We start from the raw sequence: 24,507 nt of genomic DNA, 5'->3' as shown, positions 1-24,507 counted from the left end.
GCTCAGTCCAGCAGCCGCACCATCGCCCGGCGATAGCGGCCGGCCACCGCGTCGCGGTCGCGGTGGCGGCCTTCGCTCACCAGCGTCACGCCCGCCACTTCGACCTCGCGCACGCAGGGCACGTTGCCGCTGAAGATCCAGCGGTCGGCGACATCCGACGCCGTGGCACCGGCGAAGACCGCGGCCTCGCCGTCCAGCAGCACATGATCGTCGCCAGGCTCGAACCCGGTGGATCTGGCGGCACTTGCCATCACCCCATGCAGCAAGGTCTCGCCGACACTGGTCGAAGCCGCGGACACCGCGATGTTGCGATGGCGCGTATCCAGGCGCTGCCCATATTCAAGCCAGCGCAGCTCCTCCACCGGCGACACCGAGATGTGCGAATCGGAACCGATGCCCCAGCTGCCGCCGGCATCCAGGTAGTCGCGCAGCCGGAACAGGCCGTCGCCGAGATTGGCCTCGGTGGTCGGGCAGATCGCGACCGTGGCGCCGCTGGCGGCAATGCCGGCGAGTTCCGCGTTGTCCAAGTGGGTGGCATGCACAAGCGTCCAGCGCTCATCGACATCGGCGTGGCCGAGCAGCCATTCCACCGGCCGCGCGTCGCGCAGCGCCAGGCAGTCCTGCACCTCGCCGACCTGCTCGGCGACGTGGATGTGGATACGCGCATCGGCCGGCAGCCCGGCCAGCACCTCGCGCATCGCCACCTCGGGCACCGCGCGCAGGCTGTGCAGCGCGCAGCCGATCCGCACGCCGTCGCCTGTGTGCGCGCGCAGGGCGTCGAACAGGCGCAGGTAGCTGTCGACGTCGTGCCCGAAGCGCCTCTGCCGCTCGCCCAGCGCGTGGCCGTCGAAGCCCCCGGTCATGTACAGCACGGGCAGCAGGGTGATGCGGATCCCGGTGTCGCGCGCGGCGGCAAGCAGTGCGTCGGCCATCGCCGTGTGCACCGCGTACGGCCGGCCGTCAGGCTGGTGGTGCACGTAGTGGAACTCGCAGACGCTGCCGTAGCCGGCTTCCAGCATCTCGACGTACAGCTGCGAGGCGACGGCGTGCAGCAGGTCGGGATCGAAGCGCGCGGCCATCCGGTACATGGTTTCGCGCCAGGTCCAGAACGAATCCTCGGGATGCGTCTGGCGCTCGGCCATGCCGGCCATCGCGCGCTGGAAGGCGTGCGAATGCAGGTTGGCGATCGCGGGCACGCGCCAGCCGCCTGCAACCGGCTGGACGAGCGGCGGGAGTGGAGTCGCGGTGGCAGGCATGGCAGCAGGTGTGCGTCGGGAGTGCGCTAGGCTACCGCGTCGCCACCTTGCCGACAGGCCCGCCATGCCTCGCGCTCCTGAACACCGTCCGGATGTCCAACATGCCTGAGCGCTGGGACGGGCTGCTGCACAACGCCACGCTCGCCACGCTGGACGGCGACGCCGGCTACGGCCTGGTGCCTGACGGCGCGCTGGCCTGGCGCGACGGCCGCATCGTCTTCGCTGGGCCGGCCTTGTCGCTGCCCGCCGCGGTGGACACGCTGGCCGAAGACGTCATCGATGCGGGCGGCGACCTGGTCACTCCCGCGCTGGTCGACTGCCACACCCATCTGGTGTTCGCCGGCGACCGCGCCGCGGAGTTCGAGCAGCGGCTGAATGGCGCGAGTTACGAGGACATCGCGCGCGCCGGCGGCGGCATCGTGTCCACGGTGCGCGCCACCCGCGCCGCCGACGAGGACGCGCTCCTTGCCGAGTCGCTGCCGCGCGCCCGTGCCCTGCTGCGCGACGGCGTGGCGACGCTGGAGATCAAGTCCGGCTACGGCCTGGACTTCGCCAATGAACGCAAGATGCTGCGCGTGGCGCGACGCATCGGCGACACGCTCGGCATCGGCGTGCGCACCACCTTCCTCGGCGCGCACGCGCTGCCGCCGGAGTTCGCCGGCAACCCCGACGGCTACATCGACGCTGTGCTCGACTGGCTGCCGCGCCTGCACGCCGAGGGCCTGGTGGATACGGTGGACGCGTTCTGCGAGCGCATCGCGTTCACCGCGGCGCAGACGCGGCGCGTGTTCGAAGCCGCGCGCGCCCTCGGCCTGCCGGTGAAGCTGCACGCCGACCAGCTGAGCGACGGCGACGGTGCGGCGCTGGTGGCGGAGTTCGGTGGCCTGTCGGCCGACCACGTCGAGCACACCTCGCCCGACGGCGTGGCGGCGATGGCCGCTGCCGGCACCGTGGCGGTCCTGCTGCCTGGCGCCTTCCACGTGCTGCGCGAAACCCGGCTGCCGCCCATCGAAGCGTTCCGCGCCGCGCGCGTGGCGATGGCCGTGGCCACCGACTGCAACCCCGGCACCTCGCCACTGCAGTCGCTGCGCCAGGCGATGCAGCTGGCCTGCACGCACTTCAGGCTGTCGCCCGAGGACGCGCTGCGCGGCGCCACGGTCAATGGCGCAAAGGCGCTGGGCCTCGACGACCGCGGCACGCTGCGCGCCGGGCTGCGCGCGGACTTCGTGCGCTGGCGCGTGCGCGAGCCCGCGGCACTCTGTTACTGGCTGGGCGGCGATCTTGCCGCCTCCGTCCACTGCGGCGGCCGCCGCGTCGCCTGATCCTGGAGATCCGAATGAAGCACGTGTTGAACCGCGCCCTGCCCCGCTGCCTGCTCGCCATCGCACTTGCCGCGCCCACGCTGGCGCTGGCCCAGGCCACCGACGCCGCACGCGCGCTTGCGCAGGACGCGGTCATCGTCGACACCCACATCGATGCGCCCGGCATCCTGGTCGACACCTGGGCCGACCTCGGCGTCAGCGCGCCGGACCGCGAGTTCGACTACCCGCGCGCCCGCGCAGGCGGCCTGGACGTCGCCTTCATGTCCATCTACACCTCGCCGCGCGAGGACGACGGCGGCAGCGCCTGGCAGTCGGCCAACGCGCAGATCGACGCCGTGGAGGCGCTGGTGGCGCGGCACCCGGACCGCTTTGCGATCGTCACCTCGCCGCGCGATGTCGAACAGCTGCGCCAGGGCGGCCGCGTGCTGCTGCCGCTGGGCATGGAGAACGGCGCACCGATCGGCGACGACCTCGCACAGGTCGCCTTCTTCCACGACCGCGGCGTGCGCTACATCACCCTCGCGCACAGCGCCAACAACCGCATCAGCGATTCGTCGTACACCATCGAAAAAAAGTGGGACGGCCTGAGCCCGTTCGGCCGCGACGTGGTGGCCGAGATGAACCGCCTCGGCATGATGGTCGACGTCTCGCACCTGTCCGATGCCGCCGTCGCGCAGGCGGTGGCGTTGAGCAGCGTACCGGTGATCGCCAGCCATTCGGCTCTGCGCCACTTCACCCCGGGTTTCGAGCGCAACCTGAGCGACGAACTCGCGCTGGCGATCGCCGCGAAGGGCGGCGTCGTACAGATCCCGTTCGGCATCGCCTTCGTCACCCCGGCAGCGGCGGCGAAGACGCAGGCCTACTTCCGCGCATCCGACGCCTTCAACCGCGCCAACGCCGAACGCGTGGCCGCCGGGCAGCCGCCGGCAGACCGCGCCGCGTTCGAAAAGGACTGGGAGGCCGCCAACCCACCGTTGGAGGCGCCGATCACGGACGTGCTCGACCAGATCGACTACGCGGTGAAACTGCTTGGCGTCGAACACGTCGGCATCGGCTCCGATTTCGACGGGGTCAGCGGCGAGTTGCCCGAGGGCCTGCGCACGGTTGCCGACTACCCCAACCTCATCGCCGGCCTGCAGGCGCGCGGCCATTCGGATGCCGACATCCGCGCGATCCTCGGTGGCAACCTGCTGCGCGTGTGGGCGCAGGTGGAGGCGGGGGCGGCGTCGCGCTGACAGGCGGCCGGCCCGAAACGAAGAAAGCCCCGCGCAGGCGGGGCTTCTCTCGATCGCGCTGACAGGGCGCGTTATTCCTTGGCGACGGTCTTCTTGGCCACGGCCTTCTTGGCCGGCGCCTTGGCAACGGTCTTGCTGGCAGCCTTCTTCGCGACCGGCGCGGCAGCGGTGCCCGCGGCCTTGGTGGTCACCTGGCTACGGGAATTGCCGTAGCTGGAGTTGAAGCGCTTGCCCTTGGCGGTCTTGCGGTCGCCCTTGCCCATGTGATGCTCCTGGAGGTTGTTCGATCCGGCGCGCGCATGCACGCCGCAGGGCGCGAATCCTAGCACGCATGCGGGTTTACGGCGCTGGACCGGTGCTGGCCGCGGCGTGTGTTAGGCGCAGGTTGACGAGGTGGGCCGTTGCCAGCAACAGCCCGCCGGAGACCATTACCGCCGCATGGGCCACACCGTGCGTGTGCAGCGCCGTGAACGCGCCCGCCCAGACCAGTCCCAGCCCCGGCAGCAGCAACGCCCACGCCCGGAACGCGCGATGCCGGCGGTAGCCCAGCGACAACGTGGTGGCACCGAGCAGCGTGGCGAACACCACGAATGCCTGGTCGATGTCCACCCAGCCCACGGCCGTGAAGCCAAGCGCCGGCAACAGCGCCAGTGCGACCGGCAGCAGCGCGCAGTGGATCGCGCACAGGAACGATGCGGCAAAGCCGACGCGGTCTGCGTTGCGGATGGCGGACGGTGAAGCCATGACTTCCGTAAGGGTTGCGTCAGTGATGAAATGTTATAACACTTCCCGCCGCCATCCAAGCCCAGATTGTTCATGTCCCCCCAGCGCTTCCGCCCGACCCCGCTCTGCCTCGCCCTGGCTTTCGCTCTCGGCGGCCTGCCCACCGTGGCCACCGCCGCCCAGGACGATCCCCGGCACGACGAAGAGATCGCCGATCTCAGCGGCATCGTGGTGCGCGCCAACCCCCTGGCCCGCACGGCCGAGGACCTGGCGCGCCCGGTGGCGGTGCTGGCCGGAGAGCAGCTGGACGAGGCCAAGGCCGCCTCGCTGGGCGAAACCGTGTCGCGCCTGCCGGGCGTGCAGTCTTCGTTCTTCGGCGCCGGCGTCGGCCGCCCGGTCATCCGCGGCCTCGAGGGCGCGCGCGTGCAGGTGCTGAGCGATGGCCTGTCGGCCGGCGACGTGTCCACGGTCAGCGCCGACCATGCGGTCAGCATCGAGCCGTTCCTCGCCAACCAGATCGAAGTGCTGAAGGGGCCGGCGACGCTGCTGTACGGCAGCGGCGCCATCGGCGGCGCGGTCAACGTGATCGACGGCCGTATCCCGGAAACGGCCACGTCGTCGCCGCTCGAGGGCCGTGCCGAGCTGCGCGCCGGCAGCGTCAACGACGAGCGCACCGGCATGGTGCGCCTCGACGGCACCTCGGCATCCGGGCGTGTGGTGTTCCATTTCGACGCGCTGCATCGCGAGACCGGCAACTATGACATCCCCGGGTATGCCGAGCGCGCAGACCTGCACCACGACGATCATGACGATCACGACCACCACGAGGAAGACGAGGCCGTCCGTGGCTACCTGCCCAACAGCTTCGTGCGCACCGACAGCGGCGCGCTGGGCGTGTCGTACATCGGCGACGGTGGTTTCCTGGGTATTGGCCACAGCCTGTTCAACACGCGCTATGGGGTGCCGGGCCACAACCATGCAAGCGCGGATGGCGACGGACATGCCCACGAAGAAGCCGACGCGCACGCGGACGCCGACGCCGACGGCGCCGTGCACGTCGTGATGGACCAGCGCCGCAACGAGGTCCGCGGCGGGCTGGACGACATCGGCGCGTTCGAGAGCCTGCGCGTCAAGCTCGCCCACACCGACTACACGCATACCGAGTACGAAGGCGATGCGGTGGGCACGGTGTTCGACAACACCACGCTGGAGGGCCGTGTCGAGCTCGTGCACCGCCCGCTGGGCGGCTGGCAGGGCGCGTTCGGACTGCAGTGGTCGCAACGCGATTTCAGCGCGCTCGGCGACGAGGCCTTCGTGCCCGATTCCAAGGCGCGCGACGGCGGCCTGTTCTGGATCGGCGAGCGCGATTTCGGCGCATTCGGCGTCGAACTCGGCCTGCGCCACGACCGCAACAGGATCGATGTGGCGCCGGCGGACGCGATCGGCCCCTCGCGTGATTTCGACGCCACCAGCGCCTCGCTCGCCATGCGCTGGGACGTCTCGCCGGACCTGCATCTCTCGTTCGGACTGGACAGCGCGCAGCGCACCCCGACCGCCGAGGAACTGTATTCCAGCGGCATGCACGTCGCCACGCAGAGCTTCGAGTTCGGCAACCCCGACCTCGATCCGGAGACCGCGAACCGCGCCGAGATTGGCCTGCACTGGCACCACGGCCCGCTGCGCCTGGGCGCGTCGCTGTTCCAGGTGCGCTATGACGATTTCATCTACCTGGCCGACACAGGCCTGGAAGACGACGGCCTCGCGCTGCGCGCCTGGCACCAGGGCGACGCGCGCTTCCACGGCGGCGAAGTCGAGGCGCAGTGGGATTTCGCCGAGGGCGACCACGGCGCATGGAGCCTGCGGACGTTCGCCGACGTGGTGCGCGGACGCCTCGACGGTGGCGCCAGCCACATGTTCAACGCCAGCATCGCGCACGGCGACCACGCCCACGAATACACCGCCGAACTGGTGCCCGAAGGCAACCTGCCGCGCATCGCGCCGCGCCGCCTCGGCAGCGAACTGCGCTGGCAGGGCGCGCAGTGGCGGGCATCGCTGGGCGCGGTGCGTTACGCGCGCCAGGACCACGTTGCGCAGTTCGAGACCACGTCGCCCGGTTACACGCTGGTGCATGCCAGCGTCGCCTGGCACCGCGACGGCGCCAACGGCAACGCGATGGAACTCTTCGTCGACGGCCGCAACCTGCTGAACGAAGAAGCACGCGTGCATACCTCGGTGCTCAAGGACCTCGCGCCGCTGGCCGGCCGCGGCGTGACCGCGGGCGTGCGCGTGTTCTTCTAGGCGGTCACGGCCGGCAACGGCCAGCGCGGGAGCGCGCCGTCAGGCCTCGCCCGCCGCGTCACCGCTGGCCAGGCACTGCGCACAGGTGCCATGCACTTCCAGCGTCTGCGCGCGCGGCCGGAAGCCGAGCGCCAGCGCGCGATCGCGCAGTGCGCCGACCACCTGCAGGTCTTCGAGCTCGATCGCGGCGTGGCAGCTGTCGCAGATCAGGAACGGCACCGAGTGCTGCGCCGTGCTGGGATGGTGGCAGGCCACGAACGCGTTCACCGACTGCAGCTTGTGGATGAAGCCGTTGGCGAGCAGGAAATCCAGCGCGCGGTAAACGGTGGGCGGCGCGGCGGCACCCGGGCCCTTGCCGTCGCGCACGCGATCAAGCAGGTCGTAGGCCTTGATGGGCTGCCCGGCCTCGGCGATCAGGCCAAGCACGTGGGCGCGGATCGGCGTCAGGCGCAGGCCGCGCTCACGGCACGCATCTTCGACCGCGGCCACGAAGGCCTTGCCGTCGTGGACGTGGTGCGTGGGATGCGTACAGGCGTGAACGTGCTCGGACATGACCCCATGATGGTGGCCATGGCGCACCGACTCAAGCCGGCGCACCGAGAACGCGCTTTCAGCCGGTGCGTGCGATGGCGGCGTCGATGCGCTTCAGCGCTTCGTCGCGCCCCGCCAGGTACACGGTGTGCGCGATGTCCGGGCTCACCTGCGTGCCGGTGATCGCCACGCGCATCGGCTGCGCCACCTTGCCCATGCCGATGCCGAGCGCCTCGGCCACCGCCTGCAGCGCGCCATGGATCGCCTCGGCGCTCCACTCCGGTAGCGCGTCGAAGCGCGCGCGCGCCTCGGCCAGCGGCATGCCGGCGGCTGCGGTCAGGTGCTTGGCCACGGCCGCGGCATCGTATTCCGTCAGCGGCTGGTACCAGACGGCGGCGCGCTCGGCCATGTCCTTGAGCGTCTGCACGCGGTCGCGCAGCGCCAGCACCACGTCGGCCGGCACGGGCCCGGCCGCGAGGTCGTAACCCGCGGCCTGCAGGTGCCACTCGAGATGTTTCGCGATGTCCGCCGGCGCATCGCTCTTCAGGTACTGCTGGTTGAGCCAGCCGAGCTTGGCCATGTCCAGGCGCGCGGCCTTGGCGTTGACGTCCTTGAGGTCGAACAGCGCCTTCAGCTCGTCGATGGAGAAGATCTCCTGGTCGCCGTGCGACCAGCCCAGGCGCGCCAGGTAGTTGAGCAGTGCGTGCGGCAGGTAGCCGGCGTCGCGGTACTGCATGACGTCGGCCGCGCCGGTGCGCTTGGAAAGCTTGGCGCCCTGTTCGTCGAGGATCATCGGCAGGTGCGAGAACGCCGGCACCTCGGCACCCAGCGCGCGGTAGATGTTGATCTGGCGCGGCGTGTTGTTGACATGGTCGTCGCCGCGCACCACGTCGCTGATGCGCATGTCGAGGTCGTCGACGACCACCGCGAAGTTGTAGGTCGGGTAGCCGTCGGGGCGGAAGATCACCAGGTCGTCGAGTTCGGTGTTGCTGATCTCGATGCGGCCCTTGACCTTGTCCTCCCACGCGACCACGCCATCCAGCGGGTTCTTCAGGCGGATGACGCGGTTGGGATCGTCGCGGTACGGCGCGCCCTGCTCGCGGTAGGCGCCGTTGTAGCGCGGCTTCTCGCCCTTGGCCATCGCGGCTTCGCGCATCGCGTCGAGCTCGTCCTTCGACTCGTAGGCGTAATAGGCCTGCCCGGCCGCGACCAGTTGCTCGGCCACTTCGCGGTACCGGTCGACGCGCGCGGTCTGGTAGATCGGGCCCTCGTCGTAATCGAGGCCCAGCCATTCCATCGCCTCGAGGATCGCGTCGATCGCGCCCTGGGTGCTGCGCTCGCGGTCGGTGTCCTCGATGCGCAGGACGAACTGGCCGCCGCGGCGACGCGCCTCCAGCCAGCAGTACAGGGCGGTGCGGGCGCCGCCGATGTGCAGGTAGCCGGTGGGGCTGGGGGCGAAGCGGGTGCGGACGGTCATGGCGTTTGCAGTGATCCAGGAGAACGTGGATTTTAGCCTCGTAGGCCGCCGACGCGCCGTGCCATGGCCGGCGTCGCGATGTCTCACCCTACAATCCTCCGCATGGCCACCCTCTTCGTCTCCGACCTGCACCTCGATCCGGCGCGCCCGGACATTACCCGCCTGTTCGGCGGGTTCCTCGACGGAGAAGTCCGCAGCGCCGACGCCCTTTACATCCTCGGCGACCTGTTCGAAGCCTGGGTGGGCGATGACGACCCGTCGGAGACCGGCGCGTTCGTGGCCGAGCGCCTCGCCGCGCTCGCCGCGTCGGGCGTGCCGGTGCATTTCATGCACGGCAACCGCGATTTTCTGCTGGGCACCGCCTACGCGCGCCGTGCCGGCATGCACCTGCTGGACGACCCGACCGTCATCGACCTGCACGGACGGCGCGCGCTCCTGATGCACGGCGACACCCTGTGCACCGAAGACCTCGCCTACCAGCAGTTCCGCGCCCAGACCCGCGACCCGGCGTGGCAGGCGCAGTTCCTGGCGCAGCCGCTGTCCGTCAGACTCGCCTTCGCCCACCAGGCACGCGCCGCAAGCCAGGCGCGCCAGGGCGAACTGCGCGACGCCGGCACCATGGAAACGATCACCGACGTTGCGCCCGAAGCCGTCGCCGCCGCGTTCGGCGGGCATGGCGTGGACCTCCTGATCCACGGCCACACGCACCGCCCGGCGGTGCACGCGCTGGAGCTCGAAGACCGCGCCTGCACCCGCGTGGTGCTCGGCGACTGGTACGAGCAGGGATCGGTGCTGCGCGTGGACGCCGATGCCATGCGCCTGGACAGCCTGCAGGCCTGACCACACCACCGCCAGCGATCAGCCGGAAATCTGGACCAGCGCCGCCAACTCGTCCTCGCTGAAACCCGCCGCACTGCGCGCATCGACGTTGAACGGCCCGTGCAGCACCGCGCGCGCGTACTCGACCAGCAATTCGCGGAAACGCGGCTCCGGATCGATGCCGTCGCGCTCGCAGCACCAGCGGAACCACCGGCTTCCTGCGGCCACGTGCGCGATCTCCTCGCGCAGGATCACCTCCAGGATGTCGGCCGTCGCATGGTCGCCCAGCGCGCGCAGCTTCACGATCATCCCAGGCGTCACGTCCAGCCCGCGCGCCTCGAGCACCCGCGGCACCAGCGCCATGCGCGCCAGCACGTCGTGCGCAGTCTTCTCGGCCATCTCCCACAGCCCGTTGTGCGCGCCGAAATCGCCGTAGTCGAAGCCCATCGCCTGCAGGCGCGTGCGCAGCATCGTGAAGTGCCGCGCCTCGTCGTCGGCCACCATCACCCAGTCGGCGTAGTACTGCGCCGGCATGCCGCGGAAGCGGTAGACCGCATCCCAACCGAGGTCGATGGCGTTGAACTCGATGTGCGCGATCGCGTGGATGAACGCCGCACGCCCCTCATCGCTGCCGAAGCCCCTGCGCGGCAACTCGCGCGGGTGCACCAGGTGCGGGCGCGGCGGGCGGCCGGGCATCGCGATGGGCCGTGGCGCTGGCGCGTCGGCATCGATCACGAGTCCACCGCGCCGGAACGCATCGGCCGCCACATGCGTCGCCGCCACCTTGTCATCCGGGGAGGCCGCGGCGAGGCAGGCGCGCGCGGCATCGATCAGCGAGGCGGCCACGCTCAGGTGCCGACGCGGCGCTTCTTCTTCGCCTCGTCGGAGCGCAGCTGGCGCAGGCGCTCGAAATAGCCCGGCTCGATGCCGGTGACGTACTCGCCGCTGAAGCACGAACTGTCGAATTTCTTGCCGGGGAACTTGTGCCCGGCCACCGCGACCTCGAGGTCGGCGAGGTCCTGGTAGACCAGCCAGTCGCAGCCCAGCAATTCCTCGATCTCCTTCTCGCTGCGGCCATTCGCCACCAGCTCCTCGACCGACGGCATGTCGATGCCGTAGATGTTCGGATAGCGCACCGGCGGCGCCGCGGAGGCCAGGTAGACCTTGCGCGCGCCGGCATCGCGCGCCATCTGCACGATCTGCCTGGACGTGGTGCCGCGCACGATGGAATCGTCCACCAGCAGCACCACGCGGTTGCGGAACTCGAGCGGGATGGGATTGAGCTTGCGGCGCACGGATTTCGCCCGCTCCACCTGCCCCGGCATGATGAAGGTGCGGCCCACGTAGCGGTTCTTGATGAAGCCCTCGCGGTACTTCACGTTGAGCACGTTGGCGAGCTCGAGCGCGGAATCGCGCGAGGTGTCGGGGATCGGGATCACCACGTCGATGTCGTGGTCGGGCCGCTCGCGCAGGATCTTCTCGCCCAGCGTCACGCCCATGCGCATGCGCGCCTTGTGCACCGAGATGTTCTCGATCATCGAATCCGGGCGCGCGAAGTACACGTACTCGAAGATGCACGGCGCGTGCTCGGCCGGCTCCGCGCACTGCCGCGCATGCAGCTCGCCGCGCGCGGTGATCACGATGCCCTCGCCCGGCGCCACGTCGCGCAGGTGCTCGAAGCCGAGGATGTCGAGCGCCACGGATTCCGAGGCCACGCAGTACTCGGTGCCTTCCGCGGTCTCCCGCTTGCCGAGCACCAGCGGGCGGATGCCGTTGCGGTCGCGGAACGCCACCAGGCCCAGCCCGAGCACCACCGCCACCACGGAAAACCCGCCCTTCGCACGGCGCATCACGCCTTCCACGGCGTCGAACGCCGTCTCCGGCGACAGCGCGCGGCTGCGGTCGAGCTCATGCGCGAACACGTTGAGCAGGACCTCGGAATCGGACTGGGTGTTGACGTTGCGCCGGTCGGTCTCGAACACCTCGCGGCGCAGCGCGTCGGTGTTGACCAGGTTGCCGTTGTGCGCCAGCGCGATGCCGAACGGCGAATTGACGTAGAACGGCTGCGCCTCGTCGCTGCCCTCCGAGCCCGCGGTCGGGTAGCGGCAGTGGCCGATGCCCACGCGGCCATCCAGCAGCGCCATGGCGCGCGCATCGAAGACATCGCGCACCAGGCCGTTGCCCTTGTGCACGCGCAGCTGGGTGCCCACCGCGGTGGCAATGCCCGCGGCGTCCTGGCCGCGGTGCTGGAGCACGGTCAGGCCGTCATACAGCGCGGGTGCGACTTCAGTGGTGCCAACGATGCCGACGATGCCGCACATGGGGTCCTGCCAAGGTCTGGAATGGAGCGATGGAAAGGATCAGCCGAAGGGTCGACCGCAGGGCTCAGGGATGCGCGCGCACCAGGCCGTCGATGCCCTGCGAAGACTTGATCCGCGCCTTGAGCTGGTCCGCTTCGGCGCGGGTGAGCACCGGACCGGCCTTGACGCGCGTGAGTGCGCCCTTGTCGGTCTGCACGGTGTCGGTGAATGCACCGATGCCGGCAGCCCGAAGGCGGTCACGCAGCGCCTGCGCATCCGCGGCGTTGCCGAACGCGCCGAGCTGCACGGCGAAACCGGTGCCGGCGGCGGCGGGTGGCGTGGCGGCGGGCGCGGGCACCGCGGAAACTGTGGAGGGCGTGCTGGCCGCCGGCTTCGCCGGTGCCGGAGCCGTGGCGACTGGCCGGGCCGCGGGCGTGGCGGACGGGCGCGCGTCGAGCGCGACCACCTGCGCCTGCGCACGCGAACCGATGCCGCCGGCGGTGATGCGCGCCGATTCGGCGTCCGCGCGCGAGGCGTAGGGACCGATGCGCACGCGCCAGGCGTCGCGACCGTTGACCGTGGTTTCCTCCACGTAGCCCGGCAGGCTGGCCTTGCGCAGGCGATCGACGACCGCGCCGGCGTCGGCGCGCGTGGCGTAGGCGCCGAAGCTCACCACGTAGTCGCCACCGGCAGTGGCGGCCGGCAGGCGCTGCGCGGGCGCGGCGGCGACGGGCTTTGGCGCATCCACGGGCTTCGCTGCTGCGACTGCAGGGGTTACAGCTGGCGCGGGAGCCACAGCCGCGGCTGGCGCTGCGGCAGCGAGCGCGGGCGCGGGATCGGGCGGCAGCGGCGTAGCCACCACGCCGTCTTCCTCGACCAGCGGCTGCGCGCTGGACAGGTCGGCGGCGTCGTCGGAGCGTGCGCCCGCGGGCGTCGGCGCAGTGGCGGTGTCGACCGTCGCCAGGCTGCCGTCATCGGCGAGCAGGCCTGCGCTGCTGGTGGCATTGGGCACCACCAGCGGCAGGTCGCGCGTTTCGTACTGGCCGCCGGGCGCCGACGGCACCTGCAGCGACAGGTCGGACACGCCGCTGTCCGGGGCCGGGCCCTGGACAAGCATCGGCAGGAAGATCACCGCAAGCGCGATCAGCACCGCGGCGCCGATCAGGCGCTGTTTCAGTCCGGAATCCATATGCGCTCGAAGCGACAAGGGGGCGTGCGAATTATACGCCGCCACCCGCGCGGGCTTCTGAACCCGTGCCCGCCAGCCATGCCAGCGCGGCCGCGGCGACATGGAACGAGCCGAAGGCCAGCACGCGATCGCCGGGGGAGGCATGGGCGATTGCGGCGGACAATGCGGCGGCGACATCGGCATGGTGCGTGCCGTCGATGGCCGCGGTGCCGACAAGGCGCGCGGCGAGCGCATCCGCATCGCCACCGCGAGGGCCTGCCTCGGCAAGTCCGGCGAGGTACCAGGCATCGACCTGCGACGCCAGCGCATCCACCACCCCGGCGGCGTCCTTGTCGACGAGCGCGCCATATACCGCGTGCGTGCGCCCACCCTGCCCGGCCTGCGTGCGCAGCCAGTCGTCCAGCGCGCGCGCCGCCTGCGGGTTGTGGCCCACGTCCACCAGCACCGTCACGCCGCCGCGTCCGAACCGCTGCAGCCGCCCGGGAATATCGGCCGCTGCGACGCCGCGTGCCCAGGCGTCATCGTCGATGTCCACGTCCAGCGCGCGCAGTGCCGCGATCGCGGTCGCGGCATTGCGCAGCTGTGTCGGCGCCGCCAGCCGCGGCATCGGCAGCGCGAGCTCGAAGCCGGGCTCGCGCCACCACCAGCCCGGGCTGCCGTCGTCGTGCAGGCCGAAGCGGAAGTCGCTGCCGCCGCGGATCGCCGAGGCGCCGATGGCGTAGGCATGGCCGAGCACACTGGACGGCGGATCGTCCTCGCCCAGCACCAGGGGCTTCCATGCGCGGGCGATGCCGGCCTTCTCGCGCCCGATCGCCTCGCGGTCGGCGCCCAGCCAATCCTGGTGGTCGAGATCGACGGTGGTGACCACGGCCACGTCGGGGTCGACGATATTGACCGCGTCGAGCCGGCCACCCAGGCCGACCTCGAGCACCGCGAGGTCCAGGCCGGCGCGCTCGAACAGCCACAGCGCCGCCAGGGTGCCGTACTCGAAATAGGTCAGCGTGGTGTCGTGGCGCGCGGCCTCGACCGCCTCGAACGCCCGCACCAGCGCGGCATCGCCGGCATCGGCACCGTCGATGCGCACGCGTTCGTTGTAGGCGAGCAGGTGCGGCGACGTGTAGGCGCCGACGCGCAGGCCGCTGGCGCGCGCGATGGCCTCGATGAACGCCACCGTGGAGCCCTTGCCGTTGCTGCCGGCGACGGTGACGACGTGCGTGGCCGGACGCCCCAGCTGCATATGTGCCGCGACCGCGCGCACGCGGTCCAGTCCCATGTCGACGGCCTGCGGGTGCTGGCCCTCGATATACCGGAGCCAGTCACCCAGGCTGCGCGTAGTGGTCATCGCGGGGTGCTCAGAGGGCGCGGTGCACCGCTTCGCCGAACAGCAGCGTGTGATGCGCGCAGTCGTTCAGGCGCACCACGTCGAGATGCTCGACGTCCGGGCCTTCGAGGAGGTTGAGCGTGGCCGGCGCCTGGCGGAACGTCCACAGCCGGAACAGCGGCAGGCCGAGCACGCGGCACAGCAGCACGCGGTTCACCGCGTCGTGCGACACCACCAGCAGCGTGTCCTCCGGGCCGAGGCCCTCGCAGGCATTCGCCAGCGCCGGCCAGGCGCGCGCAAGCACCTGCTTGAGCGACTCGCCGCCCGGCATCTGCACCTTGTCGGGGGTGTCACGCCAGGCAGCGAGGCGTTCGGGATCGGACTCGCGGATCTCGCTTGCCAGCTTGCCTTCCCAGCTGCCGTGGGCGATTTCCATCAGGTCGTTGTCGACCTCCAGCATGTCCGCGCGCGCGTCGCCGAGCGCGAGGCGCGCGGTGTCGTAGGCGCGCCCGAGCGGCGACGCCACGGCGCGCGCGATGCGCACGTCGTGCAGGCGCTCGCCCAGGCGCAGCGCCTGCTTGGCGCCGGCATCGGACAGCGGGATGTCTTCCTGGCCCTGGTAGCGGCCTTCCCGGTTCCAGGTGGTTTCGCCGTGGCGGGCGAGCAGGATCCTCACGGCTTGGGCGTCAGGCCGAGCTCCGCCAGCACGCGCGGCGCGGGATAGACCTCCTGCATCACCCAGCGCATGTAGCGCTGGTCCACCGAGATCATCCGCGTCATCACCGGATCGAACACCCAGTTGGACGCCACCGACTCCCAGTTGCCGTCGAACGCCAAACCCACCAGCTGGCCGCGTGCATCCAGCACCGGCGACCCGGAGTTGCCACCGGTGATGTCGAGGTCGGAGAGGAAATTCACCGGGACGGTCTTCAGGCGACGGTCGGCCAAGCCGCCATAGCGCTTCTCCGCGATCGCCTCGAGCAGCGCGGGGGGCGCGTCGAAGGGCTCCTCGCCGGTCGCCTTGGCGGCCACTTCTTCCAGCTTCGTGAAGGGCTGCTGCGGCGTGCCGTCAAGCTTGGTGTATGGCTTGACGTTGCCGAACGTGATGCGCAGCGAGGAGTTGGCATCGGGATAGACAAACTCGCCCTTGCTGGCCTTGTAGTCGGCGATCGCCTGCAGGAACACCGGGCGCGCCTGCAGGGCGTCGCCGGCCTGCGTCTTGCGCTCCGCCTCGAGCGCGAGCAGCGTGGGCATGACCGCCACCGCGTAGCGGATCGCGGGATCCTTGCTGCGCTCGAAGGTCTTGCGATCGGCCTTCAGCCAGGTCATGCGCGCATCGGCATTGGTCAGCTCGCTGCGGTTGACACGGTCCAGCGTGCGCGTGATCGCCTTGGCGTCGGTGCCGCCCAGCCAGGTATCGAGCGCCTCGACGTGCTGGTCGGCCGGCAGCTTCACGTATGCGTCCAGCCAGTACTGCTGCAAAGCACGATCCATGCTGGTCACGTAGCGGCGATCCATCTGCCGGATGGCGCCCTCCAGCGTCGGCAGGTCACGCTCCTGGTAGCCCTGCTCGCGCTCGGCGTCGGGCTTCTCGCGCTCGATCGCCAGGCGGTAGCTGCGGATCGCCGCCGACAGCAGGCCGGTGCCGTTGAACTGGCCGAACACCAGGTCGCGCTCGCGCGTGGCATTGCTTGCGGCCTCGAGCTCGAGCAGGCGCGCGTGGGCGTCGATGGCCGGCTTGCCGGCCTCGCCCTGTGCGGCGGCCCATGCCAGTACCCCGGCCTCGGCCGCCTGCTTGGTGGCCAGCGCGCCGGTGCGCTCGAAGCCGGCCAGCTGGCCGTCGTAATTCTTGTAGACGTTTTCCCAGCCGCGCATGGTGCTGGCGTACTTCACCTCGATGTCCGGGTCCGACTCGCCGGCCTTGGCCACCAGCGCCTGCAGCGCCTTGTAGTGGCGGCTGATGGTCGGGTACGTCCAGTCCTGCGTGGCCTGGAACTCGCTGGCCAGCGCATAGCGCGCGGTGCGGCCCGGGTAGCCGGCCACCATCACGAAATCACCCGCGCCCAGCGGCTTGTCCGCGAACTTCAGCCAGCGCTTGGGCTGGAACGGCACGTTGTCCTCGGCGTAGGCCGCCGGCTTGCCGTCCTTGCCGACGTAGGCGCGATAGAACGCGAAGTCGCCGGTGTGGCGCGGCCACATCCAGTTGTCGATCTCGCCGCCGTAGGCGCCGATGCTGCCCTGCGGCGCGTACACCAGGCGCACGTCGCGGATCTCGAGGTTCTTGAACAGGCGGTAGGTATTGCCGCCGGCAAAGCTGTAGAGGCGGCAGCGGTAGCCGGCGTCGGCTTCGCAGGCGGCGACCAGCGACTTTTCAATCGCATCCAGCGCCCTGGTGCGGCCGATGGCGTCCGGCGCGGCGGCCACGGCAGCCTGGACGCGGTCGGTGACGTCCTCGATCGCCTCCAGCGCGTAGATGCGCGAGGTCGGGCCCGCGCTCAGCTCGTCACCGAGGGCGGCGGCGTAGAAGCCGTCGCGCATCAGGTTGTTCTCGGGCGTCGAGTTGAGCTGGATCGCGCCGTAGGCACAGTGGTGGTTGGTGGCGACCAGGCCCTGCGGGGAAACGAAGCTCGCGGTGCAGCCGCCCAGCGAGACCACCGCGCCCAGCGGGTCACCGGTCAGGTCGGCGAGCTGGTTGGCATTGAGCTTCAGCCCGGCCTTCTTCAGCGGTCCGGCGATCTCCGGCAGTTGCTGCGGCACCCACATGCCCTCGCCCGAATGCACGGGGAAGGCGACGGCGGCCGTGGCGGCTGCGGCGGCCGCCGCGAGGAAGGTCTTGCGCATGGATGGATCCCGGATAGCCAGTGAAGGGGGGAGTTTAGCCTCCCCCGCGGCAGCCTGGACCCTGCCGGTTGGCCCGGTTGCCCGCGCCGGGTCGATGGCGGCCCGGCCGGCCCGCTCAGTCCGCCTGGTCGAGTGGAAGCCCCATCTCGCGCAACAGCTGCGGCGCCGGGTAGACGCGCGCCATCAGCCAGCGCATGTAGCGCGCATCCACGTGGATCGCGCGCTTGTAGCGTGGATCGAACATCCAGCTGGCGCTGACCGCCTCCCAGTTGCTGTCGAAGTTCAGGCCGATCAGGCGGCCCTTGGCGTCCATCACCGGCGACCCCGAGTTGCCGCCCGTGGTGTCGAGGTTGGTCAGGAAATTGACGGTCTGCGTGCCCAGCACCGGATCGACGGTGGCGCCGAAGTCACGCCGTGTGATGGCGGCCAGCAGCGGCGCGGGCGCGTCGAACGGCGCCTCGCCGGTGTGCTTCTCGACGATGCCGTCCACGGTGGTGAGCGGCGTGTAGTGCACCGCGTCGCGCGGTGCCAGGGCGCTGACCCGGCCGTAGCTCACGCGCAGCGTGGAGTTGGCGTCCGGGTACAGCGCCCTGCCCTGCGCCGCGGCATGGCCGGCCAGCGCACGCATGTACGCCGGGCGCAGGCGCAGCAGCTCGCCCTCGCGCGCCTTGGCTTCGTCTTCCAGACGCAGCTCGGCCGTGAGCAGCGTCGCCGCGGCCCGCATCAGCGCATCGGTCGATGCCTGCACCTCGGCCGGCGGCGCCGCCAGCAGCTGCAGGCGCACGGCTTCGGCACCGAGCGTGGTGCCTGTGTACAGCGCGTCGAGGGCCTTCGCCGCGGCGGCATCGTTGCCACCGAACACCGTATCCACCTCGACAATGCGCTGGTCAGCCGGCAGCGCGTGATAGCGCGCCAGCAAGGTGGCCAGGATGGCGCGCTCCACCGCCGGGTCGTAGCGCCGCTGCGCCTGCTTCAACGCGGCCTCGACCAGCGCTTCGTCGCGCTGCTGGTAACCGCTCTCGCGCTCCGGGTCGGGCTTGCCGCGCTCCAGTGCCAGGCGTTGCAGCTGCAGCGCGGACTTCAGCAGCTGGGTCTGGCTGCGCAGCATGCCGAACAGCTGGTCGCGCTCGCGGGTGGCGCGCGCCTGCGCGATGACCTGCATGGCCGCTTCGATGTCGTCGCGGCTGGACTTGGCATCCGGCTGCTGCGCCAGCCAACCGAGTACCGCCGCCTCCTCCGCGCGCCGCACCGCGACGGCGTCGCTGCGCTGCAGGCCGTCGAGTTCACCCTGCGCGCGCTTCAGCGTGTTCTTGATGCCGGCAACATGCGCGGCGTAGCGTACGGTGGCCTCGGCGTTGCCCGCGCTGGCGCGTTCGATGGTCTCCAGCAGGGCCGCGTTGAGCGCGACCCGCGAAGGAAGCTGCCACTCCACCTGGTCGGCGAACTCGGCGGCGGTGCGGTGGCGGAACGTCCGACCCGGGTAGCCGGCGAGCATGGCGAAATCGCCCTCGGCGATCGGATCGGTGGACACCTCCAGCCACGCGGCCGGCGTGTACGGCACGTTGTCCACCGCGTACGGCGCGGGCTTGCCGTCCCGGCCGACATAGGCGCGGTAGAAGGCGAAATCACCGCTGTGGCGCGGCCACATGAAGTTGTCGATCTCGTCGCCGTAGCTGCCGATCGCGTCCGGCGGTGCATACGCAAGGCGGATGTCCTTCAGTTCCAGCTGGCGCACCAGGTGGAACTCGCTGCCGTTGTACATGTTGGCCACGCTGCAGCGGTAGCCGGGCTCGGCCTCGCACTCGGCGACAACGGCCTTGCTGGCGGCGTCGATGGCATCGTAGTACGCGCGTCCGCGCAGGCCGCTGGCCGCGCCCAGGATCCGCTCGGTGACCGGCTCGAAGCGGTCGGTCACCAGCACCCGCGCGCCCGGGCCGGCGGACACCTCGTCGGCGGGCGTCGCGGCATTGAAGCCGTTGACGATCAGGTTGTTCTCCGGCGTCGAATTCAGCTGGATGGCGCCGTGCGCGCAATGGTGGTTGGTGACCACCAGGCCGCGCGGCGAAACGAAGCTCGCGGTGCAGCCGCCCAGCGACACCACCGCGCTCATCGGATGCTTGCCGAGGTCGGCGAGGTCCCGTGGATCGCCCTTGAAGCCGGCGGCCTCCATCTGCGCGGCCACCTGCGGCAGCTGCGACGGCATCCACATGCCTTCGTCGGCCAGGGCGGCGGCGGGAAACAGGGCGGCGGCAAGTGCGACGGGCAGCAGGCGCAGGATCACGGGCATTCCTCGGAGCAGGCATAAAGCCCGCGACCTTAGGCGCTGGCACCCGCGGTGGCAAATCCCGCACACGCGTCGCTGCATGTGCCGGCGGTACAATCGCGCTTTCGATCGCACGCCACAGGCCCGACATGTCGCAGACCGCACCCGCCGTCATCCCCACCACCATGAAGGCGCTGGTCAAGCGCGAAGCCGGCAAGGGCATCTGGATGGACGAGGTGCCCGTGCCCGTCCCGGGCGCGAACGAGGTGCTGATCAAGCTCGAGAAGACCGCGATCTGCGGCACCGACCTGCACATCTACCTGTGGGACGAGTGGAGCCAGCGCACCATCAAGCCCGGCCTGGTGATCGGCCACGAGTTCGTCGGCCGCATCGTGCAGATCGGTCCGGGCGTGGGCGGCTACACCCTCGGCCAGCGGGTGTCGGCCGAGGGCCACATCGTCTGTGGACACTGCCGCAACTGCCGGGCCGGAAAGCAGCACCTGTGCCCGAACACCGTCGGCATCGGCGTGACCCGCGACGGCGCGTTCGCCGAATACATCGTCATGCCGGCCACCAACCTGTGGCCGATCCCCGACCAGGTGCCCAGCGAACTCGCTGCGTTCTTCGACCCCTACGGCAACGCCGCGCACTGCGCGCTCGAGTTCGACGTGGTCGGCGAGGACGTGCTGATCACCGGCGCCGGCCCGATCGGGGTCATGGCGGCCGGCATCTGCAAGCACATCGGCGCGCGCAACGTGGTGGTCACCGACGTCAACGACTACCGCCTGAAGCTCGCCGCCGACATGGGCGCCACGCGCGTCGTGAACGTGGCCCAGCAGTCGCTCAAGGAGGTCATGGCCGACCTGCACCTCGAAGGCTTCGACGTAGGCCTGGAAATGAGTGGCAATCCACGTGCTTTCAACGACATGCTCGACTGCATGTACCACGGCGGCAAGGTCGCCCTGCTCGGCATCCTGCCGCAGGGCGCGGGCATCGACTGGGACCGCATCATCTTCAAGGGGCTCACCGTGCAGGGCATCTACGGCCGGAAGATGTACGAGACCTGGTACAAGATGACGCAGCTCGTGCTGTCGGGGTTCCCGCTGCACAAGGTGCTCAGCCACCAGCTGCCGGTCGACGAGTTCCAGAAGGGCTTCGACCTGATGGAATCGGGCAAGTCGGGCAAGGTCGTACTGAGCTGGTAACCGGCATTGTGTCGCGCGAGACAGGCGGCACTGCCGCGCCAGCGCGACCTGCATCCCCAACATCGAGGAGTGTCCCGTGTCACTCACCGCACGCTACAGCGAAACCCTGGCCGAGATCCGCGAGCAGGGCCTGTTCAAGGCCGAGCGCATCATCACAAGCCCGCAGTCGGCCGAGATCGAACTCGAAGACGGCCGCACTGTGCTGAACTTCTGCGCCAACAACTACCTGGGCCTGGCCGACCACCCGGACATCATCGCCGTGGCCAAGGATGCGCTCGACACGCACGGCTTCGGCATGGCCTCGGTGCGCTTCATCTGCGGCACGCAGGACCTGCACAAGCGGCTCGAGAAGACGATCGCGGACTTCTTCGGCAAGGAGGACACGATCCTCTATGCAGCCTGCTTCGACGCCAATGGCGGTCTGTTCGAGCCGCTGCTGGGCGAGGAGGACGCGGTCATCTCCGATGCGCTCAACCACGCCTCGATCATCGACGGCGTGCGCCTGTGCAAGGCGAAGCGCTACCGCTTCGCCAACTGCGACATGGGCGATCTTGAAACCCAGCTGAAGCAGGCCCGCGCCGATGGCGCGCGCACCATCATGATCACCACCGACGGTGTGTTCTCGATGGACGGCTTCATCGCGCCGCTCGACCAGATCACCGCACTGGCGGCGAAGTACGACGCACTGGTGCACATCGACGAGTGCCATGCGACCGGCTTCCTGGGTGCGACCGGCCGCGGCTCCGCCGAGGTCAAGGGCGTGCTGGACCGGATCGACATCATCACCGGCACGCTGGGCAAGGCGATGGGCGGCGCTCTGGGTGGCTTCACCACCGCGAAGGCCGAAGTGGTGGAGATGCTGCGCCAGCGCTCGCGGCCCTACCTGTTCTCCAACTCGCTGCCGCCGCACGTGGTCGCGGCCGGCACCAAGGCGTTCGACATGCTGGCAGCGGCCGGCGACCTGCGCGAACGCCTGGTCGACAACACGTGCTACTTCCGCGAAAAGATGATCGCCGCGGGTTTCGACGTGCGGCCGGGGACGCACCCGATCAGCCCGGTGATGCTGTACGACGCCAAGCTTGCGCAACGCTTCGCCGAGCGGCTGCTGGAGGAAGGCATCTACGCGATCGGCTTTTTCTTCCCGGTGGTGCCCAAGGACCAGGCGCGCATCCGCACGCAGATCTCCGCGGCGCACACGCGCGAGCACCTTGATCGTGCAATCGACGCGTTCACCCGCATCGGGCGCGAGCTTGGCGTTCTGAAGACCTGAACGCCGCCGCGGGCGACGCCCGCGATCAGTCGGGGGTAGCGCTGCCTTCGGCCGCTTCGGGCGGAGGCGGTTCGACCACGGGAGCCGCCGCGCCACCGCGCGCAACGCGCACGCCACGCGACTTCATCCAGGCGTCGAACTCATCGGCGGTCATGCGCTTGCCGTTCTGGTTCATGTCGAACCGCCACGGCGTGTTGTCGAATTCGGTCTTCGGCTTGTACGCGCCGGGATCATCGGGGTTGGCGACGCTGGGCGCGGGCACCGCGATGGCCACGTTCCGGCAGCCCTCGATGCGCTGGCGGAGCAGCACTTCCTCGACTGTCTGCGATTCGTCGTAGGCATAGGACAGCACGCCGCTGTTGCCTCCGAGGAGATAGGACGGCGCGACCAGTTCCTGCGCGAGCGGCGCGAGTACGGTGATGCGCGACGTGGACGGGTTCGACGCCGCCAGGCTGGCGCAATCGATCGCCGCATGGGCCATCCCGGGGACGGCCAGGCCGGCCACCAACAACATTGCTGCACGCTTCATGTGGGCTTTCCTCCTGCTGCGACGCGAAGTGTAGCAGTCCCTGAAAGCACGAAGCCCGGCACTGGGCCGGGCTTCGTGGGACTACTGGTGCCGACGTCCTCAGTTCTGGACGTTCAGCTCCGTGCGGCGGTTGCGCGCGCGGCCTTCCGGATTGTCCGAACCGTCATCGTTGGTGTTCGGCGCGATCGGGCGGCTCTCGCCGTAACCGTTCGGGCCCACCATGCGGCCGGAGTCGATGCCGTTGCTGGTCAGGTAGTCATAGACCGTGGTGGCACGACGCTCGGACAGCGACTGGTTGTACGCGTCGGTGCCCTTCGAGTCGGTGTGGCCAGCCACTTCGACCTTCAGCTGCGGGTAACGCTTCAGGATCTCGATCGCCTCGTTGAGGATCGCCACCGCGTCAGGACGCAGGGTCGCCTTGTCGAAGTCGAAGTTGACGCCCTTCAGGTCGATCGACACGGGCACCGGGCAGCCGTCCGGACCGATGGTCTGGCCAGCCTGCGAACCGGGGCACTTGTCGTCGCAATCGTTCACGCCGTCGCCGTCGCTGTCCATGTCGGCGCAGCTCGGGGCCACCGGGGCCGGGGCGACCGGCGCGGTCGGCTCCGGGCCGAGCGGGATCACGACGCCGACCGAGGCCAGCACGTCGCCGAACCAGCTCTCGTCCGGTGCGGCAACGCTGGTGTCGTCGAAGTCTGCACGGTAGGCAAGCTCGGTACGGATACCGACGCGGCCCAGGTCGCCCTGCAGGCCCACGCCGACCTTGGCGGCGAAGTTGCCGTCTTCACGCTGACCGGGGGAATTCGGGTTCGGGAAGTTGTTGTACTCTTCCTCGGAGCGCTGGTAACCGACGCCAAACAGCGCGTAGGGGTTCCAGCTGCGCCCCTCGGTGATGAAGTGGCGACGGGCATCGAGCGACACGCCGTACTGGCTCCAGTTGAGGTTCTGGTTGGCGTCATTGTTGGGGTTCTGGTAGTTCAGCTCGCCGTCCAGAGACCAGTCCGGGCTGATGAACTTGCCGAGGCCCAAGGTGCCGAACGGCGCATTGCGCGTTCCGCGGTCGTTGTCCTGCAGGTTGAAGCCTGCGCTACCGGTGATGTACCAGCGATCGTCGAAATCCTGCGCGACCGCAGCCTGCGACACAGCGAGACCGGCCAGCAGGGCGGTGCTCAACAACTTAATCTTCATATACGTACTCCTAGTCAGGAACGAAATCGGGGCGGCGGGACTACTGGGGGGATCGACCACTCGGGCACCCTGTCGCCTGCCAGTGGCGCCGCCGATAGTACACATTCAGGTGAATGTTAACAATTAATTAAAGCAACGCCCGGGATGTACCCGGGCGTCGGTATACCTATTCAGGGACGACTCAGTTCTGGACGTTCAGCTCCGTGCGGCGGTTGCGCGCGCGGCCTTCCGGATTGTCCGAACCGTCATCGTTGGTGTTCGGCGCGATCGGGCGGCTCTCGCCGTAACCGTTCGGGCCCACCATGCGGCCGGAGTCGATGCCGTTGCTGGTCAGGTAGTCATAGACCGTGGTGGCACGACGCTCGGACAGCGACTGGTTGTACGCGTCGGTGCCCTTCGAGTCGGTGTGGCCAGCCACTTCGACCTTCAGCTGCGGGTAACGCTTCAGGATCTCGATCGCCTCGTTGAGGATCGCCACCGCGTCAGGACGCAGGGTCGCCTTGTCGAAGTCGAAGTTGACGCCCTTCAGGTCGATCGACACGGGCACCGGGCAGCCGTCCGGACCGATGGTCTGGCCAGCCTGCGAACCGGGGCACTTGTCGTCGCAATCGTTCACGCCGTCGCCGTCGCTGTCCATGTCGGCGCAGCTCGGGGCCACCGGGGCCGGGGCGACCGGCGCGGTCGGCTCCGGGCCGAGCGGGATCACGACGCCGACCGAGGCCAGCACGTCGCCGAACCAG

General features: G+C 69.9%; 21 protein-coding genes. 6 read left to right on the top strand and 15 right to left on the bottom strand.

Annotated elements, in window-relative coordinates; all coding sequences use genetic code 11:
• Nucleotides 1–2: 2 nt before the first annotated feature.
• Nucleotides 3–1,256 carry a formimidoylglutamate deiminase gene (locus H5368_RS00105; protein WP_255486259.1) on the bottom strand — a complete coding sequence of 418 codons (1,254 nt, stop codon included), beginning with the start codon at nucleotides 1,254–1,256 and terminating at the stop codon, nucleotides 3–5.
• A gap of 101 nt (nucleotides 1,257–1,357) precedes the next feature.
• Between H5368_RS00105 and hutI the strand changes: the two genes are divergently transcribed.
• Together hutI and H5368_RS00095 are read left to right on the top strand one after the other, a co-directional pair.
• Nucleotides 1,358–2,578, top strand: a complete 1,221-nt coding sequence (gene hutI, locus H5368_RS00100; RefSeq protein WP_182820404.1) for an imidazolonepropionase — start codon at nucleotides 1,358–1,360, stop codon at nucleotides 2,576–2,578.
• Between the two features lie 14 nt (nucleotides 2,579–2,592).
• Nucleotides 2,593–3,813: a dipeptidase gene (locus H5368_RS00095; RefSeq protein WP_182820403.1), complete on the top strand. Its 1,221-nt coding sequence runs from the start codon at nucleotides 2,593–2,595 to the stop codon at nucleotides 3,811–3,813.
• A 71-nt stretch (nucleotides 3,814–3,884) separates the two neighbouring features.
• Here H5368_RS00095 and H5368_RS00090 read toward each other — a convergent pair whose 3' ends face one another.
• Both H5368_RS00090 and H5368_RS00085 read right to left on the bottom strand, forming a co-directional pair.
• The gene (locus H5368_RS00090) at nucleotides 3,885–4,118 is read right to left on the bottom strand and encodes a 30S ribosomal protein THX (protein WP_223877950.1); all 234 of its coding nucleotides are present in this window, start codon (nucleotides 4,116–4,118) and stop codon (nucleotides 3,885–3,887) included.
• A 34-nt stretch (nucleotides 4,119–4,152) separates the two neighbouring features.
• Complete coding sequence (locus H5368_RS00085; protein WP_182820401.1) at nucleotides 4,153–4,557, bottom strand: MerC domain-containing protein; 405 nt, start codon at nucleotides 4,555–4,557, stop codon at nucleotides 4,153–4,155.
• 72 nt (nucleotides 4,558–4,629) lie between these two features.
• On the opposite strand from H5368_RS00085, the gene H5368_RS00080 reads away from it, so the two are divergent.
• Nucleotides 4,630–6,834: a TonB-dependent receptor gene (locus H5368_RS00080; protein WP_182820400.1), complete on the top strand. Its 2,205-nt coding sequence runs from the start codon at nucleotides 4,630–4,632 to the stop codon at nucleotides 6,832–6,834.
• Between the two features lie 39 nt (nucleotides 6,835–6,873).
• Here the strand turns inward: H5368_RS00080 and H5368_RS00075 are convergent, their stop codons facing one another.
• Nucleotides 6,874–7,386, bottom strand: a complete 513-nt coding sequence (locus H5368_RS00075; RefSeq protein ID WP_182820399.1) for a transcriptional repressor — start codon at nucleotides 7,384–7,386, stop codon at nucleotides 6,874–6,876.
• 58 nt (nucleotides 7,387–7,444) lie between these two features.
• Nucleotides 7,445–8,842: a glutamate--tRNA ligase gene (gene gltX, locus H5368_RS00070; protein WP_182820398.1), complete on the bottom strand. Its 1,398-nt coding sequence runs from the start codon at nucleotides 8,840–8,842 to the stop codon at nucleotides 7,445–7,447.
• A 102-nt stretch (nucleotides 8,843–8,944) separates the two neighbouring features.
• Between gltX and lpxH the strand changes: the two genes are divergently transcribed.
• Complete coding sequence (lpxH, locus tag H5368_RS00065) at nucleotides 8,945–9,682, top strand: UDP-2,3-diacylglucosamine diphosphatase (protein WP_182820397.1); 738 nt, start codon at nucleotides 8,945–8,947, stop codon at nucleotides 9,680–9,682.
• 18 nt (nucleotides 9,683–9,700) lie between these two features.
• Here lpxH and H5368_RS00060 read toward each other — a convergent pair whose 3' ends face one another.
• The 7 genes from H5368_RS00060 to H5368_RS00030 all read right to left on the bottom strand — a co-directional run bounded on the left by H5368_RS00060 (nucleotide 9,701) and on the right by H5368_RS00030 (nucleotide 19,521).
• The gene (locus H5368_RS00060; protein ID WP_343203866.1) at nucleotides 9,701–10,507 is read right to left on the bottom strand and encodes a ferritin-like domain-containing protein; all 807 of its coding nucleotides are present in this window, start codon (nucleotides 10,505–10,507) and stop codon (nucleotides 9,701–9,703) included.
• 2 nt (nucleotides 10,508–10,509) lie between these two features.
• Complete coding sequence (gene purF / locus H5368_RS00055) at nucleotides 10,510–11,982, bottom strand: amidophosphoribosyltransferase (RefSeq protein ID WP_182820396.1); 1,473 nt, start codon at nucleotides 11,980–11,982, stop codon at nucleotides 10,510–10,512.
• 64 nt (nucleotides 11,983–12,046) lie between these two features.
• Nucleotides 12,047–13,150 carry an SPOR domain-containing protein gene (locus tag H5368_RS00050; protein WP_182820395.1) on the bottom strand — a complete coding sequence of 368 codons (1,104 nt, stop codon included), beginning with the start codon at nucleotides 13,148–13,150 and terminating at the stop codon, nucleotides 12,047–12,049.
• Nucleotides 13,151–13,181: 31 nt separating this feature from the next.
• Complete coding sequence (gene folC / locus H5368_RS00045) at nucleotides 13,182–14,492, bottom strand: bifunctional tetrahydrofolate synthase/dihydrofolate synthase (RefSeq protein WP_182820394.1); 1,311 nt, start codon at nucleotides 14,490–14,492, stop codon at nucleotides 13,182–13,184.
• A gap of 10 nt (nucleotides 14,493–14,502) precedes the next feature.
• Complete coding sequence (locus H5368_RS00040) at nucleotides 14,503–15,147, bottom strand: histidine phosphatase family protein (RefSeq protein WP_182820393.1); 645 nt, start codon at nucleotides 15,145–15,147, stop codon at nucleotides 14,503–14,505.
• Complete coding sequence (locus tag H5368_RS00035) at nucleotides 15,144–17,234, bottom strand: S46 family peptidase (RefSeq protein ID WP_223878069.1); 2,091 nt, start codon at nucleotides 17,232–17,234, stop codon at nucleotides 15,144–15,146. The genes H5368_RS00040 and H5368_RS00035 overlap by 4 nt, the downstream gene beginning before the upstream one ends.
• A gap of 193 nt (nucleotides 17,235–17,427) precedes the next feature.
• A complete protein-coding gene (locus H5368_RS00030) occupies nucleotides 17,428–19,521 on the bottom strand; it encodes a S46 family peptidase (protein WP_182823602.1) in 2,094 nt (697 codons plus the stop codon).
• Between the two features lie 227 nt (nucleotides 19,522–19,748).
• Between H5368_RS00030 and tdh the strand changes: the two genes are divergently transcribed.
• Together tdh and kbl are read left to right on the top strand one after the other, a co-directional pair.
• Nucleotides 19,749–20,780: an L-threonine 3-dehydrogenase gene (tdh, locus tag H5368_RS00025; protein ID WP_182823600.1), complete on the top strand. Its 1,032-nt coding sequence runs from the start codon at nucleotides 19,749–19,751 to the stop codon at nucleotides 20,778–20,780.
• Nucleotides 20,781–20,856: 76 nt separating this feature from the next.
• Nucleotides 20,857–22,050: a glycine C-acetyltransferase gene (kbl, locus tag H5368_RS00020; RefSeq protein WP_343203865.1), complete on the top strand. Its 1,194-nt coding sequence runs from the start codon at nucleotides 20,857–20,859 to the stop codon at nucleotides 22,048–22,050.
• Between the two features lie 25 nt (nucleotides 22,051–22,075).
• On the opposite strand, the gene H5368_RS00015 is transcribed toward kbl, so the two are convergent.
• The 3 genes from H5368_RS00015 to H5368_RS00005 all read right to left on the bottom strand — a co-directional run.
• Nucleotides 22,076–22,579, bottom strand: a complete 504-nt coding sequence (locus tag H5368_RS00015; protein WP_182820391.1) for a hypothetical protein — start codon at nucleotides 22,577–22,579, stop codon at nucleotides 22,076–22,078.
• 99 nt (nucleotides 22,580–22,678) lie between these two features.
• Nucleotides 22,679–23,767 carry an OmpA family protein gene (locus H5368_RS00010; RefSeq protein ID WP_182820390.1) on the bottom strand — a complete coding sequence of 363 codons (1,089 nt, stop codon included), beginning with the start codon at nucleotides 23,765–23,767 and terminating at the stop codon, nucleotides 22,679–22,681.
• A 181-nt stretch (nucleotides 23,768–23,948) separates the two neighbouring features.
• Nucleotides 23,949–24,507 (bottom strand): OmpA family protein (locus tag H5368_RS00005; RefSeq protein ID WP_182820389.1); only part of this gene is annotated, 559 nt, incomplete at its 5' end.

The organism is Luteimonas sp. MC1782 (assembly GCF_014164605.1).
GTDB lineage: Bacteria > Pseudomonadota > Gammaproteobacteria > Xanthomonadales > Xanthomonadaceae > Luteimonas.
Note: the sequence above shows the minus strand (reverse complement) of the source record. Positions and strands in the feature narration are given on the sequence as shown.

Coding starts and splice junctions, on each gene's coding strand:
- H5368_RS00085 (WP_182820401.1), bottom strand. CDS start 4,557: ATGGCTTCACCGTCCGCCATCCGCAACGCAGACCGCGTCGGCTTTGCC.
- H5368_RS00010 (WP_182820390.1), bottom strand. CDS start 23,767: ATGAAGATTAAGTTGTTGAGCACCGCCCTGCTGGCCGGTCTCGCTGTG.
- H5368_RS00050 (WP_182820395.1), bottom strand. CDS start 13,150: ATGGATTCCGGACTGAAACAGCGCCTGATCGGCGCCGCGGTGCTGATC.
- H5368_RS00095 (WP_182820403.1), top strand. CDS start 2,593: ATGAAGCACGTGTTGAACCGCGCCCTGCCCCGCTGCCTGCTCGCCATC.
- H5368_RS00080 (WP_182820400.1), top strand. CDS start 4,630: ATGTCCCCCCAGCGCTTCCGCCCGACCCCGCTCTGCCTCGCCCTGGCT.
- H5368_RS00075 (WP_182820399.1), bottom strand. CDS start 7,386: ATGTCCGAGCACGTTCACGCCTGTACGCATCCCACGCACCACGTCCAC.
- H5368_RS00030 (WP_182823602.1), bottom strand. CDS start 19,521: ATGTGGATGCCGTCGCAGCTGCCGCAGGTGGCCGCGCAGATGGAGGCC.
- gltX (WP_182820398.1), bottom strand. CDS start 8,842: ATGACCGTCCGCACCCGCTTCGCCCCCAGCCCCACCGGCTACCTGCAC.
- purF (WP_182820396.1), bottom strand. CDS start 11,982: ATGTGCGGCATCGTCGGCATCGTTGGCACCACTGAAGTCGCACCCGCG.
- H5368_RS00015 (WP_182820391.1), bottom strand. CDS start 22,579: ATGAAGCGTGCAGCAATGTTGTTGGTGGCCGGCCTGGCCGTCCCCGGG.
- lpxH (WP_182820397.1), top strand. CDS start 8,945: ATGGCCACCCTCTTCGTCTCCGACCTGCACCTCGATCCGGCGCGCCCG.
- hutI (WP_182820404.1), top strand. CDS start 1,358: ATGCCTGAGCGCTGGGACGGGCTGCTGCACAACGCCACGCTCGCCACG.
- H5368_RS00105 (WP_255486259.1), bottom strand. CDS start 1,256: ATGCCTGCCACCGCGACTCCACTCCCGCCGCTCGTCCAGCCGGTTGCA.
- folC (WP_182820394.1), bottom strand. CDS start 14,492: ATGACCACTACGCGCAGCCTGGGTGACTGGCTCCGGTATATCGAGGGC.
- H5368_RS00035 (WP_223878069.1), bottom strand. CDS start 17,234: ATGTGGGTGCCGCAGCAACTGCCGGAGATCGCCGGACCGCTGAAGAAG.